Below are 17,309 nucleotides of genomic sequence, written 5' to 3'. Positions count from 1 at the left end.
TCTGCTTTTTATTCTCGATCGCCCTGCTCGGATAATGCTTTAATCGCGGCGGACTCACGCTGAGCCAAAACGCGCTCTACCGTCTCCACAATCGCCTGTGTGTGTGGATCAATTTCAATGTTGATTCGATCCCCAAAGGTCTTCGCACCGAGCGTTGTCCGCTCCAGCGTTTCTGGGATCAGGTAGACACAAAACTTGGTCTTCGTGACATCACCCACTGTTAGACTAATACCATCAATGCCGACAAAACCTTTATGCAGAATATATTTCATCTGCGCCGGATCCTGAATTTTAAACCAGACTTCACGGTTGTTTTCAGACTGGATAATTTTGCAGATTTCAGCAGTGGTCATAATATGACCTGACATCAGATGGCCACCAATTTCATCGCTGAATTTCGCTGCCCGCTCTATATTCACGATATCGCCCGGCTGTAGATCGCCAAGGTTGGTTACGCGCAATGTTTCTTTTATTAAATCGAAACTCACCAGATCGCCCTCAATAGCAGTAACGGTTAAACAACAACCGTTATGTGCTACCGATGCGCCCAATGCTAAACCTGGCAATAATTCTTGCGGCAGTCTGACTACATGGGTACGAAACAACTCTTTTTCTTCAATGGACACTATTTCTGCGGTGCCCTGCACAATACCGGTAAACATAGTCTTTGCCTCTGCGAAGTTTGCGCTAGTTTATCACAGCTATTGAAGGCTGTTAGGTTTCAGCCCTGCGTGTTGCTTTACAGCTTAGCAAAACGCATCGTGTGACAAAGATTGGCGAATCTTGTCACGCCAGTTACACTAAGCCGCGCTTTTCCCCGGGGCTTTCAACGTCCCTTCATTAATTAAATAAGTCAGGTGTTTACGTGCAGAAGTATTTAACAGAAGCGCGTCAATTGCTGGCCCTTGCGATTCCAGTCATCCTGGCTCAGGTGGCTCAAACCGCAATGGGATTTGTGGATACCATTATGGCCGGCGCAGTCAGCGCCACGGATATGGCCGCCGTTGCTGTCGGCACTTCCATTTGGCTTCCGGCCATCCTGTTTGGCCATGGTCTTCTTCTTGCATTGACGCCCACCGTTGCGCAACTCAACGGCTCAGGTCGCCGCGAACGCATCGGCGAACAAATTCGCCAGGGATTCTGGCTGGCCTTTTTTGTTTCTATTTTAATCATGCTGGTGCTGTGGAATGCGGGCTATTTGATTCGTTCGATGCATGACATCGATCCGCTGTTAGCCCTTAAAGCCGAGGGCTATCTCCATGCGCTGCTGTTCGGTGCGCCGGGCTATCTGTTTTTTCAGGTCCTGCGTAACCAGTGCGAGGGTATGTCAAAAACCAAACCAGGCATGGTATTAGGATTCCTCGGTTTGCTGGTGAATATCCCATTAAACTACATCTTTATTTATGGTCACTTCGGTATGCCCGCGCTGGGTGGTGTGGGATGTGGTGTGGCAACAGCATCGGTCTATTGGGTGATGTTCATCTGTATGCGCTTTTGGGTTCGCAGAATGGGCAGTATGCGCGACATTCGCATAGAGAGCCGCTGGTCACCTCCTTCGCGTCCTATCCTTAGCCGTTTGGTCACGCTGGGGCTGCCCGTAGCGTTGGCACTCTTTTTTGAAGTAACGCTGTTTGCGGTCGTTGCACTTTTGGTTTCACCGCTTGGTATTATCAATGTCGCAGGCCACCAGATAGCGCTGAACTTTAGTTCTCTGATGTTCGTCTTGCCCTTATCACTGGGGGTCGCTACTACCATTCGCGTGGGTTACCGGTTAGGGCAAGGTTCCACCGAGCAAGCTCGCGTGGCAGCATGGACGGCCCAAGGCGTTGGCATCAGCATGGCGGCGATAACAGCGCTCTTTACCGTGACATTCCGCCACGACATTGCGCTGCTTTATACCGATAATCCTGAAGTTATTACATTAGCAGCCCAACTCATGCTGTTGGCCGCTATCTATCAATTCTCTGATTCTATTCAGGTTATTGGAAGCGGTATTTTACGCGGTTACAAAGATACGCGATCAATCTTCTTTATCACGTTTATTGCATACTGGCTGCTCGGCTTTCCAACGGGCTATATTCTGGCAATGACTGATTGGGTGCTGCCACGCCTGGGTCCGGCAGGCTTCTGGTGTGGCTTTATTATTGGCCTAACCTCTGCCGCAATAATGATGCTGTGGCGCATCCGACGTTTACAGCAGTTACCCACGCAATTAATTCTGACACGCGCGGCGCGCTAAGTCGTTGAACGGGCCTGAAAAGGCCCGTTATGTCTAAAAAAACGGCGCATAGCGCAGTTGCTCGACAGTCATCACGAAAAAAACATTTTTCCCCTTGCCAGTCTCTTAGCGTGCCGTTAATATTCGTCCCCGCTGTCGCCCTGACAGCATGTTGCGCTCTTAGCTCAGTTGGTTAGAGCACCACCTTGACATGGTGGGGGTCGATGGTTCGAGTCCATTAGAGCGCACCAAGTGCGTCCGTAGCTCAGTTGGTTAGAGCACCACCTTGACATGGTGGGGGTCGGTGGTTCGAGTCCACTCGGACGCACCAATTTTTAAATGCGCTCTTAGCTCAGTTGGTTAGAGCACCACCTTGACATGGTGGGGGTCGGTGGTTCGAGTCCACTAGAGCGCACCACTCTCATTTTTTATCCTGTTGCGCAAACCCAGTTTTTCTTGATCTACATCGCAAACCCGTACCGCTTTTTAATTGGTTTTCGCATACTTAGCGATTATACTGTGCCGCGTTGTTCACTTGAAAGGTTTCAGCGATCACGTGCTTACTGCGATAACTCAGATTATTTGCGCAACAACAACGTGGTGGTTATCTAGCGTAACCGCACAACTTCCCTGCACGCCTGGCCTTCGTCACCTATTCTTACTCTGTATCGCCCGTTTCGATTTCAATCAGAATTTTCACTTCGGTGCATCGCCATCGAATCTCAACCTTTATCATCCATCACAACTTATAGAAATCCTGTCATGAAAAAGACTAAGATCGTTTGTACTATCGGTCCAAAAACCGAATCTGAAGAGATGTTGACCCAACTGCTTGAAGCAGGCATGAACGTTATGCGCCTTAATTTTTCTCACGGCGACTACGCCGAACATGGCCAACGTATTACTAACATGCGCGCCGTGATTGAAAAAACCGGTCATCAGGCAGCCATCCTGCTGGACACTAAAGGTCCTGAAATTCGTACCATGAAGCTTGAAGGTGGCAATGATGCTTCCCTGAAAGCGGGTCAAACCTTTACCTTTACTACCGATCAAAGCGTCATTGGTAATAGCGAACGCGTTGCTGTGACTTATGCAGGCTTTACCGCTGATTTGAAAATCGGCAACACGGTATTAGTAGATGACGGCTTAATCGGCATGGAAGTGATCGAAGTCACTGAAAACACCGTGGTTTGCAAAGTATTGAACAACGGTGATCTCGGTGAAAACAAAGGCGTAAACTTGCCAGGCGTATCTATTCAACTGCCTGCATTAGCTGAAAAAGATAAGCGCGACCTGATTTTCGGTTGTGAGCAAGGCGTAGATTTCGTTGCGGCTTCTTTCATCCGTAAACGTTCTGATGTGCTGGAAATCCGTGAGCACCTTAAGCAGCATGGCGGCGAGCATATCCAGATCATCTCTAAGATTGAAAACCAGGAAGGCCTGAACAACTTCGACGAAATCCTTGAAGCTTCTGACGGCATCATGGTTGCACGTGGTGACTTAGGTGTTGAGATCCCGGTTGAAGAAGTGATCTTCGCTCAGAAGATGATGATCAAAAAATGTAATAAAGCACGCAAAGTGGTGATTACCGCTACGCAGATGCTGGATTCGATGATCAAAAACCCACGCCCTACTCGCGCTGAAGCGGGTGACGTTGCCAACGCCATTCTGGACGGCACCGATGCCGTTATGCTGTCTGGTGAGAGCGCTAAAGGTAAATATCCGCTGGAATCGGTCACCATCATGGCGACCATCTGCGAACGTACCGATCGCGTCATGAAATCACGCATCGATAGCCAAAACGATACCCGCAAACTGCGCATCACCGAAGCCGTTTGTCGTGGTGCTGTTGAAACCGCAGAAAAACTGGAAGCGCCATTGATTGTGGTTGCAACCGAAGGCGGCAAGTCAGCGAAAGCAGTACGTAAATATTTCCCTAACGCCACCATTCTGGCGCTGACTACCAACGCGACCACAGCGCGTCAGTTAATTCTGAGCAAAGGGATAGAAACGCGTTTAGTATCCGAAATTGCTTCAACGGATGATTTCTATCGTCTGGGTAAAGAAGCGGCATTAGAAAGTGGCTATGGTCAGAAAGGCGATGTTGTCGTGCTGGTATCCGGTGCGTTAGTACCAAGTGGAACCACAAATACTGCCTCAGTACACGTACTTTAATTAATAATTGAGTATTTATTTAAAAGCGCCTTCAGGGGCGCTTTTTTTATTTTGTACTTAATACAAATGCAGGAAAATTCCAATAGAAAATAACTATTCAAATTCGCTTTAAATTAAGGTTAATCCGATTAAATCTCTCTGTTTTCGCTAAATTTTTTTATCATATTCTGCTAACCGCTGCTTCTTTGAGCGAACGATCATGTTTAAGCATCTTCTCATGAAAAATTTATTCTCAACTTAAAAAGCTTTGTGTAATACTTGTAACGCTACATGGAGATTAACTCAATCTAGAGGGTATAAATAATGAATCGTACTAAACTGGTACTGGGCGCGGTAATTCTGGGTTCAACTCTGCTGGCTGGTTGCTCAAGCAACGCTAAAATCGACCAGCTGTCTTCAGACGTTCAGACTCTGAACGCTAAAGTTGACCAACTGAGCAACGACGTGAACGCAGTGCGTTCAGACGTTCAGGCTGCTAAAGATGACGCAGCACGCGCTAACCAGCGTCTGGACAACCAGGCTCACTCTTACCGCAAGTAAGAGTTCTGGTTTAAAAATGGCGCCCTTGAGGCGCCATTTTTTTTGCTTATCGTTCCTGACTCAAATGTATTATTGAGGCAAAGTCTCAGCACTCTCACCCATTGCCTGACTGATGGTCGCGCTTTGTCCTTCCTGCGCTCCCTGCAGCACAGCTGGCAGCGGCGTATCATCCTTAACCTTCTCACCGCTACTCACCAATATCGGCATCCCTGAGCGGCGTTCTATTGTCGCCTTGATCAGTGCCGTGTCGCTCTTATCACTTTTCATAAAGCTTTTGAGATTAGCGCTTAACGCAATCGGCATGGTTTGTGGGTCATCTTTGTCGGTACGTGACAGCGGCTGATGCGCTTCCACATAGCGTTTACCGTCAGGCTCCACCGCATACTTCACCGGCTGGTTCACGATTTGCACCCGCGTACCTTTTGGCACGCTATTGAACAGCGCTTCGATATCTTCAGTACGCAGGCGAATACAGCCAGAACTTACGCGCATCCCGATACCAAATTTTGCATTGGTGCCATGAATAAGATATTGACCTGTTCCGCGCGCCAGACGCAACGCAAAGAGGCCCATCGGATTATCGGGGCCAGCAGGCACTACAGCAGGCAACGTAACGCCCTCTTTCGCATAACGCTTACGGATGTTCTGGGTAGGCGTCCAGGTCGGGTTAGGGACCTTCTGACTGATGCTGGTGACCATCGTTGGCGTTGCTGCACCTAACTGGCCAATCCCGATAGGATAAACGATCACTTTGTCTTCGCCTTTCGGATAGTAATAAAGGCGTAACTCCGCGAGATTGACCACAATGCCTTCGCGCGGCGTGTCAGGCAGAATCATCTGTAGCGGTACGGTCAGTTGTGTTCCCGCTTTCGGTAGCCAGGGATCGGTACCGGGATTCGCTTCCAGCATGCCCAGCAGCCCTACTTTATATCGGGCAGCAATATCTTCAAGAGGACGTTTGTTATCGGGAACCTGGGTAAGCGTATTCTCACCAATCAGGCGACTATCAGGGGGAGGAAGAGGATATTCCGTGGCAAATGTGGGTGCAGAGAGCCCAAAACAGGTCAGCAGCAATGCACCGGCCATACATAAAGCAGGTTTCATGCAATTTTCTCTTTAGATAAAAAAACAGACGCCGGTTGGCGTCTGTGGAGTTTAGCTTAGGAGAGGTTCTGAGCGGTATGGCGAATAGACCGAATCATCGCTTCCAGCCCTTGCGAACGCGTGGGCGTAAGATGCTGCATCAAGGCCAGTTCACCGAACCAGTGACGCACATCGAGCGCGACAATATCAGCCGCAGAGAGGTTTTGATACAAACTAAAAACCACTGCAATCAATCCCTTAACGATCGCCGCATCACTGTCACCTTCAAAGGTGATGGTGCCATCTGCCTGTGGCGTCATTTTGATCCACACTTGGCTTTGGCACCCTGAGATCACGTTCTCAGGCTGATGCAAGCTTTCAGAGGATTCTGGAAGTTTTGCGCCCAGTTCAATGATGTAAAGATATTTCTCTTCCCAGTTAGCGCAACGATTGAAGTTGCGCACCAGCTTCTCTTTTTCTGGCAAATTCGCCATTTGTGACTCCGTTTACTCTACTCAACCACCCAGCAGACGATGAATACGCGTCAGGCCTGCCGCCAGGCGATCCACTTCCTCTTCACTGTTATAGAAAGTGAAAGAGGCGCGGCACATCGCTGGTACAGCGTAATGGCGCATCAGCGGCATGGCGCAATGATGTCCAGTACGAATCGCAATGCCGTATTGATCGAGGAAACTGCCCACATCAAACGCGTGATGCTTGCCGAGGTTAAAGGCGATCACGCCTGTGCGTGTTGGCGGCCCATAAATTTGAATATCTGGTACCGACGAAAGCTTGTCTAACGCATAGTTCATCAACACGCTTTCACGTTGATGAATGGTATCAAGTCCCAATGCTTGCACATAAGCTAACGCCGCGCCTAAACCGATAATGCCGCCCGTATTCGGTGTACCCGCTTCAAAGCGCCATGGCGACGTGTTCCACGTTGTGCCGGTTGGCAGCACTACGCTGGAAATCATTGAGCCGCCGCCTTCCCACGGTGGCATCGCGTCAAGCAACGCTTTGCGGCCGTACAAGATACCAATGCCGGTGGGTCCATATAATTTATGGCCGGAGAAGACGTAGAAGTCGCAGTCGATATCTTGCACATCGACTTTGTCGTGCATCACTGCTTGCGCACCATCAATCAGCGTGACCAATCCTGCTGCTTTGGCTTGCGCCACAAGCGCTTTGACAGGGTTGATCGTGCCAAGCACGTTAGAAACGTGCGTCACCGCCAGCAGGCGCGTACGGTTATCAATCAAGCCTGCAAGCTGATCTACAGCCAGTTCACCGTTATCGGTTAATGGCAGAACGCGGATTTCAGCACCGGTACGCTCAGCCACCATCTGCCACGGCACGATGTTGGCATGATGCTCCATCTCCGTAATAATCAGGTTGTCGCCAGGCTGCAGCTGACTGCCGCCCCAGCTGTTAGCAACCAGGTTAATACCTTCTGTGGTGCCTTTAACAAATACAATTTCTTCTGGCGAAGAGGCATTCAGAAAACGTGCAGCCTGATCGCGCACGTTTTCCATGTCACTGGTCGCTTGGGCGCTCAAGGTATGAATGCCACGATGCACGGCTGCATAGCCGTGCTGATAAAAATGGCTTTCGGCATTAATCACCGCCAGCGGACGTTGTGCGCTGGCCGCGCTATCAAGGTAGGCCAGCGGATGACCGTTGACCTCACGCTTCAGGATAGGAAAATCCTCCCTGATCCGCTCGAGATCGAATTTCATCATGCATCGCCTCCAGGAAAGCGTTCAGCAATACGCTGCAGTACTGCTACACGCAGCACCTCATTTTCCAGTGTTTCAGTCAATTCCGCCGCAAAAGCGTGAATGATCATGGTCTGTGCTGCATCCTGTTTAATACCGCGTGAACGCAGGTAGAACATCTGCTCGTCATCAATGCGACCTATCGTTGCACCGTGACCACACTTCACATCATCTGCATAAATTTCGAGCTGCGGTTTGGTGTCCACTTCCGCCAAACGTCCCAGCAACAGGTTGTTGTTGGTCATCTTCCCGTCAGTTTTCAGCGCGTGCTTCGCCACTTTAATATGACCATTAAATACCGCACGCCCTTTGTCACGCACGATGGTTTTGTGCATCTGACGACTGGTGCAATAGCCTTTGTTGTGCTCCAGATAAGTACGGGTATCCGCCACTTCCTGTTTCACTGGCAACACCAAGCTGTTAATTGCCAGCTGGGTGTTTTCACCGTTCAGCTGCGAGCTGGTGTTGTGACGCGTCAGGCCTGCGCCCAGCAAGAAGCTGGTGCTGCTGACATCTGCATCACGACCAATGACAATATCATTGTGCGCAAAGTGATAGCTTTCGCTGCTTTCAAACGCCAGCTTGGTGTGCTTCAACCGTGCGTTATCAGCCACGTCAAACGTAAAACGTGAGCCCGTGAAATGCGTGGTCGCATTCAGCGTCACGTAATGCTCGATGATTTCCGCCTCGGCGCCTTGTTCAAGCTGCAGATGATGACGGTGATGTACCGTGTTCATACCATCTTGCTGACCGCTGGTGATATGAAGCAAATAGAGCGGACGCGCCGCAGATTTGCCACGCGCCAGGCGAATCGACGTCACTTCTTCCGCCAGACTTTCCGTCAGGTGCAAAAAGACTTCCGGTTGAACAGGTGCAGGCAGCGGACGGCGTTCGGCCGCCAGGCTGTGCTGAATCTCAAACAGTTCAGTATCACGTGTGCTTAAAGCGGCCTGAAAACGGCCATCAACAAACACCAGGCGGATAGCGTCAAGCGGTAAGGCAAAACCATCAACCTGTTCGGCACTGAGCGCTTGCCCCTGCGGGAGAACAAACTGCTGAGACAGCAGCGTATCTAGCGGGGTGTATTTCCAGTTTTCATGCTTGCGGGTCGGTAAACCCACACGCATTAGCTGCTGCCAATGTTGCTGAGCCTGCAGCGAACGGACTTCACCGCGTGATTCAAACAGGTGATGCCACTGTTGCAGCGCGTTCTCACTCTTCGTCGGTAAGCCAGCCATAACCCTGCTCCTCCAGCTGTTTCACCAGCGAGAAATCGCCAGATTTAACAATTTTGCCCTGATACAGCACGTGCACGAAATCTGGTTTGATGTAATCCAGAATACGTTGATAGTGCGTAACGATAATGAAAGCACGCTTCTCGTCGCGCAGGCTGTTTACGCCGTTTGCTACGGTTTTCAGCGCATCGATATCCAGACCGGAGTCGGTTTCATCAAGGATGCACAGCTCTGGCTCCAGCGCGGCCATTTGCAGAATATCGTTACGTTTTTTCTCACCGCCGGAGAAGCCAACATTGACTGAACGGGTCAGCAAATCTTCTGGCATTTTCAGCAGATGAATTTTGTCTTCAATGAAATCCTGGAAATCAAAGCGATCTAACTCTTCCTGCTGGCGATATTTACGTACCGCGTTTACCGAGGTTTGCAGGAAGAACTGATTGCTGACGCCTGGAATTTCTACAGGATATTGAAACGCCATGAAGATGCCTTCACCTGCGCGTTCTTCAGGTTCCAGTTCCAGCAAATCTTTGCCTTTGAACGTTACCGAACCGCCAGTTACTTCGTAATCTTCACGCCCCGCCAGCGTAGCTGACAGCGTACTTTTACCGGAGCCGTTTGGGCCCATGATGGCGTGAACTTCACCCGGTTTAATCTCAAGGTTCAGACCGCGCAGAATGGCTTTGTCTTCAACGCTAACCTGTAAATCTTTAATGCTTAACATACTTAATCCTTCACATTGCTTCCGGCAACGCATGTGCCGGCAATCAGCCCACACTGTGCTCAAGACTGATAGCTAACAGTTTTTGTGCTTCCACAGCGAATTCCAGTGGCAGCTCAGAGAAAACGTCTTTACAGAAACCATTGACGATCATTGAAATCGCATCTTCTTCACTGATACCGCGCTGCAGACAATAGAACATCTGATCTTCGCCGATACGTGACGTCGTCGCTTCGTGCTCAAGCTGCGCCGTATTGTTACGCGTTTCAACATACGGGAAGGTATGTGCGCCACAATCAGGGCCGATAAGCATAGAATCGCACTGAGTGAAGTTACGTGCATTCGTTGCGGTTGGCATAATTTTCACCAGCCCGCGATAGGTATTTTGGCTCTTACCGGCAGAAATACCTTTAGAGATGATGGTCGACTTGGTGTTTTTACCAATGTGAATCATCTTGGTGCCGGTATCCGCTTGCTGACGGCCGCTGGTCAAGGCAACGGAATAGAATTCGCCAACCGAATAGTCGCCACGCAGAATGCAGCTTGGGTATTTCCAGGTAATTGCCGATCCGGTTTCAGACTGCGTCCACGACATTTTGCTGTGGTCGCCCTCACACAGCGCGCGCTTGGTAACGAAGTTTAAAATACCGCCTTCGCCTTCGCCGCCTGGGAACCAGTTCTGGACCGTTGAATATTTTACTTCGGCATTTTTGTGGATGATCACTTCTACTACCGCTGCGTGCAGCTGATAGGTATCACGCACAGGCGCAGAACATCCTTCGATATAGCTGACGTAGCTGTCTTCGTCGGCAATCAAAATGGTGCGCTCAAACTGACCCGTTTTCGCCGCATTGATGCGGAAATAGGTCGACAACTCCATTGGGCAACGCACCCCTTTCGGGATGTAAACAAAGGTGCCATCGGAGGCGACTGCAGAGTTCAGCGCGGCGAAGAAGTTATCGTTCGGCGGGACAACCGTGCCGAGATATTTTTTCACCAGCTCAGGGTGATCATGAATCGCTTCGCCGAATGAGCAGAAAATAATACCCTGCTCAGCCAGTTTGCCGCGATAGGTCGTGGCGACGGAAACGGAGTCAAAAATGGCATCCACAGCCACTTCCCGGCCTTCACGTACCGGAACGCCCAGCTGGTTAAACGCGTTTTCAACTTCCTGCGTCAGATAATCGCTGGCAGGTGTGCTGCCAGAAGCTTGAGTTGCTCCCGGTTCAGATTCACAGCTGTCATCGCAGTTACCGCAAGAAGGCGCGGAGTAATAGCTGTAATCCTGATAATCGAGCTTCTCGTAATGCGCTTTCAGCCAGTGCGGCTCTTCCATTTCAAGCCAGGCGCGAAAGGCTTTTAGACGAAACTCCAGCATCCACTCTGGCTCGTTACGCTTGGCCGAGATTGCGCGCACCACATCTTCATTGATGCCGTGAGCAAATTCTTCGGTTTGCAATTGGGTAAAGAAGCCCTCTTTGTAATTGAGCTTGCCTTCCCACATTTGTACATCGTCAGATGCTTCGCTGTGTCGTGACATATTTCACTTACTCGACGCCAAAGCTTTCACCACACCCGCAGGCGTGCTGAGCTTTAGGGTTATTGAATTTAAAGATCTGATTCAGGCCTTCGCGAACGTAATCCACTTCGGTGCCATCAACAAACGGCATCGCCTGAAGCGGCACAAACAGAGTTGCGCCATGAAACGAGAACTGAAGATCGTCATCGACTGGTTGTTTAACCAGATCCATAACATAACCAAAACCGGCACAGCCGGATTGTTTGATGCCTAGTCGCAAGCCCTTGACTTCCGGGTCCTGTGCGACCAGATTGAGAATTTGCTGCGCTGCGGTTTCGGTCAGTGTTAACCCTTTCCAGACGAAATCGTCAGGTGAGAAAGAGTCTGCATTAACAGATGCCATGTTGATACCTCTTGAGTCCGGACCTTTTCAGGCTATCCCCCTATGGTAGTGATCTGCGTGATCACTTCAACCTCTTGTTTTGCAGGGATAATCATCTTGTGCTGTTTTTAATTGCTGCTTTATTAAGCATAGCCTCTTCAACTCACTTTGCGGCGAGACAGCCAATATGAAGAGGCATGATGTAACCTGTTAATAAATAGTGAAATTTATTTTCACCACTTTCTGGTAAAAGCGTAATTGATAGGTTACGCCTTTCTGCGATGTAAACAGATTGTTATTTCCAATTGTTTTAACAGGCGAGATAAATCGATAAATATTTCTGCCCGGCAATTGCAATCCTGACCTAATTGAATATGATAATTATTATCATTCACGCTTCAGGATGGCTTTATGACGCTTTCTGTCTCAGCCTGGCTTCAGCACAAAATCGACGAATATACGTTTTCAATGCGCGATATCACCGTCGACTTTTATATGTCGCAGGCAAAACTTGATCGGGCCGACTGTACTATTCAACAGTTACGCCAGTTCAACGATACCTGTCTGGATATGGCTGAAATCTGCCAGCTCAATGGTGACGATCACAGCTATCTGCATGCGATGGGTAAACTGCATCACCGTTTAGTGCAGGAAATGGGTAATGCCGATCGCGATCGCCTGTTCCGCATTCAGGCCTACCAACTTGCGCGTTTATCACTCACTCGTCTTTGTCATCAACTGGCGATGGTCGGCGAGTGGGACAAAGCGACCACGCTACAAAGCGACTTTGTCCGCCACGCGGGCTGGATATTCTAATCCAGCCACGTCGTGACGTCGCGCACAATTTTTTTACACTATCTCTAACAATGCCTGAAGTGGATGACGCATGCCATTACCTTCAACGCGTTTCACCTGGCTGCGGCAGGAATACCCCGTTGCCAGACAGCGCTGTCGCGGGAGCTTTTGCAACTGTGGGTGCCAGGAAAGTGCGTAAATCCCTAAGGAGTTTTCGAGGTTTTTGCTTTCGTGACCGTAAGTTCCCGCCATGCCACAACAGCCAACATTGACGTTTTCTAACTTAGCGCCAAAGCGGGAGAAAATATCTTGCCAATGATTAGGCGTGGCAGGTAACGCAGTGACTTCCGTACAGTGCGCAAACAAATACCAGGCTTCTCCGCTACTGTTCTGCACGGCTCGCTCAGCTAGCGCAGTTTGCAACCATTCATGCACCAGCTGAACGTTGAAGTCGCCGCGAGCTTCACCCAACGTTTGGCGATATTCATCGCGATAACACAACACGGTAGCGGGATCGACGCCCACCATCGGCATGTCCAGTTTTGCCATACGATTCAGGAAATCAGCCGTTTTACTGGCGGTACGCGCAAAGCGTTGCAGAAAACCTTTCACATGCTGCGCTTTGCCGTTCGGAGAGAACGGCAGCAGCACCGGACGATAGCCTAGCTTCTCAATCAGCTTTACAAAGTCATTAACCAGCTTCGCTTCATAGAAACTGGTAAACGGATCCTGCACCACCAGCACATACTCTTTACGCTGTGTATGGCTTACGGCCTCCAGCTGTTCCAGCGTCATATTCATGGCGGAATGACCACTTAGCTGCTGCTTAAGCGTAGGTGACGAAAGCAGCGGCAAATCAACCATGCCAATGTGCTTTTTACTCATATCACGCATCCAGGGTTGCCTGAGGAAGTAGTTAAACACTTTTGGCGCTTTCGCCATTAGCGGCGCATAACTCTCTACCGCAGCCACCAGATGATCGCCTATCGGACGCAGATAGCGCGTGTGGTAAAGCTGAAGGAAGCGTGAGCGGAAGTTAGGCACATCAATTTTGATCGGGCATTGTGTCGAACACGCTTTACAGGCCAGGCAGCCTGACATCGCCTCTTTGACCTCATGCGAAAAATCATATTCACCTTTATTCGCATGCCAGCTGTTACGCGTGCGACTTATAAAGGTACGCATTGAAACCCGATTTTCAGGCAGCTGTTTTTCCAACTCAAGCGGATCAACGCCCTGCTCTGCCAATAGCCGTAACCATTCACGTGTCAGCGTAGCGCGCCCTTTCGGCGAGTGAATGCGGTTGCGGGTAATTTTCATCGACGGACACATCGGACTGCGCGCATCAAAATTGAAGCACAAGCCGTTGCCGTTACATTCCATTGCACCACGCCAGTCGTTACGCACCGTCAGCGGAATCTGACGATCGTAAGTACCGCGTTTCACCGCATCAACCTGCATCATTTCCGCATGACTTTCGAAGGGTGTACAAATTTTGCCTGGGTTCAGACGGTTATGCGGATCGAAAACCGTTTTAATACGACGCAGTTCGTTGAACAGCGTTTCGCCGAAAAAGGCGGGACTGTATTGCGCGCGGAAGCCTTTACCGTGTTCCCCCCACAACAAACCGCCGTAGCGTGCTGTCAGCGCCACGACTTCATCGGAGATCTGTTTCATCAGCATCTCCTGTTGAGGATCGCACATATCCAGCGCTGGACGCACATGTAAAACACCGGCATCCACATGACCAAACATGCCGTAACTCAAGCCGTGACCATCCAGTAACGCGCGGAACTCAACGATATAGTCAGCAAGATTTTCTGGCGGCACTGCCGTATCTTCCACAAAGGGAATCGGTTTGGCGCGGCCCTTGGCATTACCCAATAGTCCCACTGCTTTTTTACGCATGTTATAGATGCGCTCAATACCGTCGAGTTCGTTGCAAAGCTGATAGCCAATCACGCCGCCCTGCTGCTGAAGCATTAATTCATCCAGCCGCACACACAAGCCACTGATCTGACGCTCAATGAGTTCGGCGTTATCACCCGCAAACTCTACGATGTTCAGTCCCTGCATATCTTTTTCCGGCACATCCGCGATCAGTTCTTTAACGGAATGCCAGACGATATCTTCACGCGCCAGGTTCAACACTTTTGAATCGACCGTTTCTACCGACAACGCTTTTGCTTCAACCATAAACGGCGCGTTACGCAGCGCTGAATCAAAAGAGTCATATTTGATGTTAACCAGTCGACGTACTTTCGGAATGGGTGTGATATCCAGTCGCGCCTCGGTAATGAAAGCCAGTGTGCCTTCTGCGCCACACAGCAGACGCGTCAGGTCAAAGGTTTGCAAATCGTCGCTAAAGACGTGGCGCAAGTCATATCCGGTCAGGAATCGATTGAGCTTGGGGAACTTTTCCAGGATTAATTCGCGTTGCTCGCGACAGCGGGCTAACACCTGCTGATAAATACGACCTTCCGGAGTTTGGGTTTGCGCCAGCGTTTCCGCTAATGCGGTTGCCATCGGCCGGGTATCAAGGATATCGCCGCCTAACAACACCGCGCGTAAACCTAAAACGTGATCGGACGTTTTACCGTAAACCAACGAACCCTGTCCTGAAGCATCGGTATTGATCATTCCGCCGAGTGTCGCACGGTTACTGGTCGATAATTCCGGTGAAAAGAAGAAGCCAAACGGCTTTAGATAGGCATTGAGCTGATCTTTAATCACGCCCGCTTCAACCCTCACCCATCCTTGTTCGGGATTGATTTCCAAAATGCGGTTCATGTGTCGCGACATGTCGACAATAATGCCCTGATTGAGCGACTGTCCGTTGGTGCCAGTCCCGCCGCCGCGTGGCGTAAAGATCAAGCTGCCGAAGCGCTCCTCACCCGCTAAACGGGCAATAAGCGCCACATCAGCAGTTGAACGGGGGAACAGCACCGCATCAGGCAGCAACTGATAAATGCTGTTGTCGGTGGACAGCGAAAGACGATCGGCGTAGCTGGTCGCGGTGTCGCCGGTAAAGCCTTGCTCTTTCAGCGACTCAAGGAACGTCAGCACCAGTTGAACGAGGCCTGGCGCCTGGGAAATCTGTGGGATCATGAGTGTGAGACCGAGATGTTGTAAACGTTTGCGTCTGCATTATTTGCGTTAATCCTTCGTTTTATCACATTTTTAATCGGGCTGCCGTTTTTTCAAGAAACGTAAAATCGTTTCCTTTGCACCCTGTTTAAACGGCATTAAATAGCCCATGATTAAGCTGGGCGCATAAAGCCCGGAATTGAAGGATTCAAACGAGGTCATGAGTCACTTATGAAAAGCCTGTACCGGGATATGGATCTACCGCAGATACTGTTCACCCTGATGTTTATTCTCCTGCTGATCGTTGCCTGTTTATGGGTGGTGCAGCCTTTTATTCTGGGCTTTGCCTGGGCCAGTATGGTGGTGATTGCAACCTGGCCACTGATGTTGAAGTTACAAAACCTTTTATGGGGAAGACGCTCATTAGCGGTCATCGCCATGACGATTATTTTGCTGCTGCTGTTTATCTTTCCCATCGCGTTATTGGTCAACAGCTTGATCGATAATAGCGCGCCCGTTTTTGCATGGGCAACGCAAAGTCATATGATGCCAGAGCTGACCTGGCTGAACAGCATTCCGATGATTGGCGAGAAACTTTATTCCAGCTATCACAAGTTAGTGGCAGGTGGCGGCGCGGCAATCATGACGCAAGTGCAGCCTTATATTGGCCGCACCACCGGATTTTTCGTGGCACAAGCTGGCCATTTTGGCCGCTTCATGATCCACCTTGCCGTCATGCTGCTGTTTAGCGTGTTGCTGTACTGGCGCGGTGAGCAAGCTGCACACGGTATCCGCCACTTTGCCTTTCGTATGGCAGGCAGGCGTGGTGATGCGGCAGTATTACTGGCTGGACAAGCGATTCGCGCTGTGGCGTTGGGCGTGGTGGTGACGGCGTTAGTGCAAGGCATATTGGGCGGCATTGGGCTGGCCATTTCTGGCATCCCTTATGCCACGCTGCTAACTGTATTGATGATTCTTTGCTGCCTGGTGCAAATCGGCCCGCTTTTAGTCTTGGTGCCCGCCATCATTTACCTTTACTGGAGCGGTGACACCACCTGGGGCACGGTATTACTTATCTGGAGTTGCGTGGTCGGCACGCTGGATAACGTGCTGCGTCCGATGCTGATCCGACTAGGCGCTGACTTGCCAATGATCCTGATTTTGTCTGGCGTGATTGGCGGATTAATCGCCTTTGGCATGATTGGACTGTTTATTGGTCCCGTGGTGCTGGCAGTCTCTTATCGTCTGGTGTCAGTCTGGACGCATGAAGCTCCTCCACCCAGCGATGATCCCTTGGCTGTGGTCGAAGAACTCGCCGAGCACGACGAAGAAAATCCAGTCGTCTAATCCCTTTATCCCTTCTCCTTACAATGATTAGGGCGGTTAATGGTAGTTAACTGCCCTGATTCTTTTTCGTCACAACATTATTTTTATCCATTAGCGAATTTTAAGAAAAAAGCCAGTTTCCGGGCAAATTACCGCTAACATGCTTAAAAAAGATTATTTTATGCACTGTTTTTTAACCCAAACGGCCTGGTAAACGTGACAAAATATTATTGGCTTTAAACTAATAAGAGGATTCTTAAAGACGCCAGAGGGCCGGGTGAATAACATGTTTCTTATGTTTTGAATCAAACCCCTGATTTCTAAAACAACCTTATTTCCCTGAGTAAGAAAAGAATTGCTGTGTGTAGTCTTTGCCCATCCCCTGTGATGGGCTTTTTTTTGTCTGCCAGATAATAAAAAAGGCCAGCAATGCTGACCTTTCCCTGTATT

The 17,309-nt window shown here is 49.9% G+C and carries 14 protein-coding genes, 3 tRNA genes and 1 other RNA gene; 9 read left to right on the top strand and 9 right to left on the bottom strand.

The features are described from left to right. Positions 1-8 precede the first annotated feature (8 nt). Complete coding sequence (locus SC127_RS20590; RefSeq protein ID WP_215846932.1) at positions 9-662, bottom strand: riboflavin synthase subunit alpha; 654 nt, start codon at positions 660-662, stop codon at positions 9-11. A 203-nt stretch (positions 663-865) separates the two neighbouring features. On the opposite strand from SC127_RS20590, the gene SC127_RS20585 reads away from it, so the two are divergent. The 6 genes from SC127_RS20585 to SC127_RS20560 all read left to right on the top strand — a co-directional run bounded on the left by SC127_RS20585 (position 866) and on the right by SC127_RS20560 (position 4,933). Beyond that, entirely contained in the window at positions 866-2,239 is a 1,374-nt protein-coding gene (locus tag SC127_RS20585; protein ID WP_243078065.1) for an MATE family efflux transporter, read from the top strand. 153 nt (positions 2,240-2,392) lie between these two features. Continuing rightward, positions 2,393-2,469, top strand: a tRNA-Val gene (locus SC127_RS20580). 3 nt (positions 2,470-2,472) lie between these two features. Further along, positions 2,473-2,549, top strand: a tRNA-Val gene (locus SC127_RS20575). Between the two features lie 10 nt (positions 2,550-2,559). Further along, a tRNA-Val gene (locus tag SC127_RS20570) sits at positions 2,560-2,636 on the top strand. A gap of 344 nt (positions 2,637-2,980) precedes the next feature. After that, complete coding sequence (gene pykF / locus SC127_RS20565; RefSeq protein ID WP_332627821.1) at positions 2,981-4,393, top strand: pyruvate kinase PykF; 1,413 nt, start codon at positions 2,981-2,983, stop codon at positions 4,391-4,393. Between the two features lie 303 nt (positions 4,394-4,696). Next, a complete protein-coding gene (locus SC127_RS20560) occupies positions 4,697-4,933 on the top strand; it encodes a major outer membrane lipoprotein (protein WP_006118977.1) in 237 nt (78 codons plus the stop codon). Positions 4,934-5,002: 69 nt separating this feature from the next. Here the strand turns inward: SC127_RS20560 and SC127_RS20555 are convergent, their stop codons facing one another. From SC127_RS20555 to sufA, 7 genes are read right to left on the bottom strand one after another with little or no spacing between them, the layout of a single operon-like run. Further along, a complete protein-coding gene (locus SC127_RS20555) occupies positions 5,003-6,037 on the bottom strand; it encodes a L,D-transpeptidase family protein (RefSeq protein ID WP_215846934.1) in 1,035 nt (344 codons plus the stop codon). Positions 6,038-6,093: 56 nt separating this feature from the next. Beyond that, positions 6,094-6,510: a cysteine desulfuration protein SufE gene (sufE, locus tag SC127_RS20550; protein ID WP_243078067.1), complete on the bottom strand. Its 417-nt coding sequence runs from the start codon at positions 6,508-6,510 to the stop codon at positions 6,094-6,096. Between the two features lie 21 nt (positions 6,511-6,531). Beyond that, on the bottom strand, positions 6,532-7,755 hold the full coding sequence (gene sufS, locus SC127_RS20545) for a cysteine desulfurase SufS (RefSeq protein WP_332628256.1): 1,224 nt from the start codon (positions 7,753-7,755) through the stop codon (positions 6,532-6,534). Then, complete coding sequence (sufD, locus tag SC127_RS20540; protein WP_215846936.1) at positions 7,755-9,032, bottom strand: Fe-S cluster assembly protein SufD; 1,278 nt, start codon at positions 9,030-9,032, stop codon at positions 7,755-7,757. The genes sufS and sufD overlap by 1 nt, the downstream gene beginning before the upstream one ends. Then, complete coding sequence (sufC, locus tag SC127_RS20535) at positions 9,007-9,753, bottom strand: Fe-S cluster assembly ATPase SufC (RefSeq protein WP_215846937.1); 747 nt, start codon at positions 9,751-9,753, stop codon at positions 9,007-9,009. Before sufC ends, sufD begins: the two co-directional genes overlap by 26 nt. 43 nt (positions 9,754-9,796) lie before the next feature. Beyond that, the gene (gene sufB, locus SC127_RS20530) at positions 9,797-11,290 is read right to left on the bottom strand and encodes a Fe-S cluster assembly protein SufB (RefSeq protein ID WP_215846938.1); all 1,494 of its coding nucleotides are present in this window, start codon (positions 11,288-11,290) and stop codon (positions 9,797-9,799) included. 7 nt (positions 11,291-11,297) lie between these two features. After that, the gene (sufA, locus tag SC127_RS20525) at positions 11,298-11,672 is read right to left on the bottom strand and encodes a Fe-S cluster assembly scaffold SufA (protein ID WP_215846939.1); all 375 of its coding nucleotides are present in this window, start codon (positions 11,670-11,672) and stop codon (positions 11,298-11,300) included. 390 nt (positions 11,673-12,062) lie between these two features. Here sufA and SC127_RS20520 point away from each other — a divergent pair, with 390 nt between their 5' ends. Beyond that, complete coding sequence (locus SC127_RS20520) at positions 12,063-12,467, top strand: hypothetical protein (protein ID WP_215846940.1); 405 nt, start codon at positions 12,063-12,065, stop codon at positions 12,465-12,467. 33 nt (positions 12,468-12,500) lie between these two features. Here SC127_RS20520 and ydiJ read toward each other — a convergent pair whose 3' ends face one another. Beyond that, complete coding sequence (gene ydiJ, locus SC127_RS20515) at positions 12,501-15,554, bottom strand: D-2-hydroxyglutarate dehydrogenase YdiJ (protein WP_332627817.1); 3,054 nt, start codon at positions 15,552-15,554, stop codon at positions 12,501-12,503. Positions 15,555-15,764: 210 nt separating this feature from the next. On the opposite strand from ydiJ, the gene ydiK reads away from it, so the two are divergent. Next, positions 15,765-16,880 carry an AI-2E family transporter YdiK gene (gene ydiK, locus SC127_RS20510; protein WP_243078069.1) on the top strand — a complete coding sequence of 372 codons (1,116 nt, stop codon included), beginning with the start codon at positions 15,765-15,767 and terminating at the stop codon, positions 16,878-16,880. A 293-nt stretch (positions 16,881-17,173) separates the two neighbouring features. Further along, an RNA gene (gene rprA, locus SC127_RS20505) (antisense sRNA RprA) lies at positions 17,174-17,262 on the top strand. Positions 17,263-17,309 lie beyond the last annotated feature (47 nt).

The organism is Pantoea sp. T14 (assembly GCF_036663535.1).
GTDB lineage: Bacteria > Pseudomonadota > Gammaproteobacteria > Enterobacterales > Enterobacteriaceae > Pantoea > Pantoea phytostimulans.
Note: the sequence above shows the minus strand (reverse complement) of the source record. Positions and strands in the feature narration are given on the sequence as shown.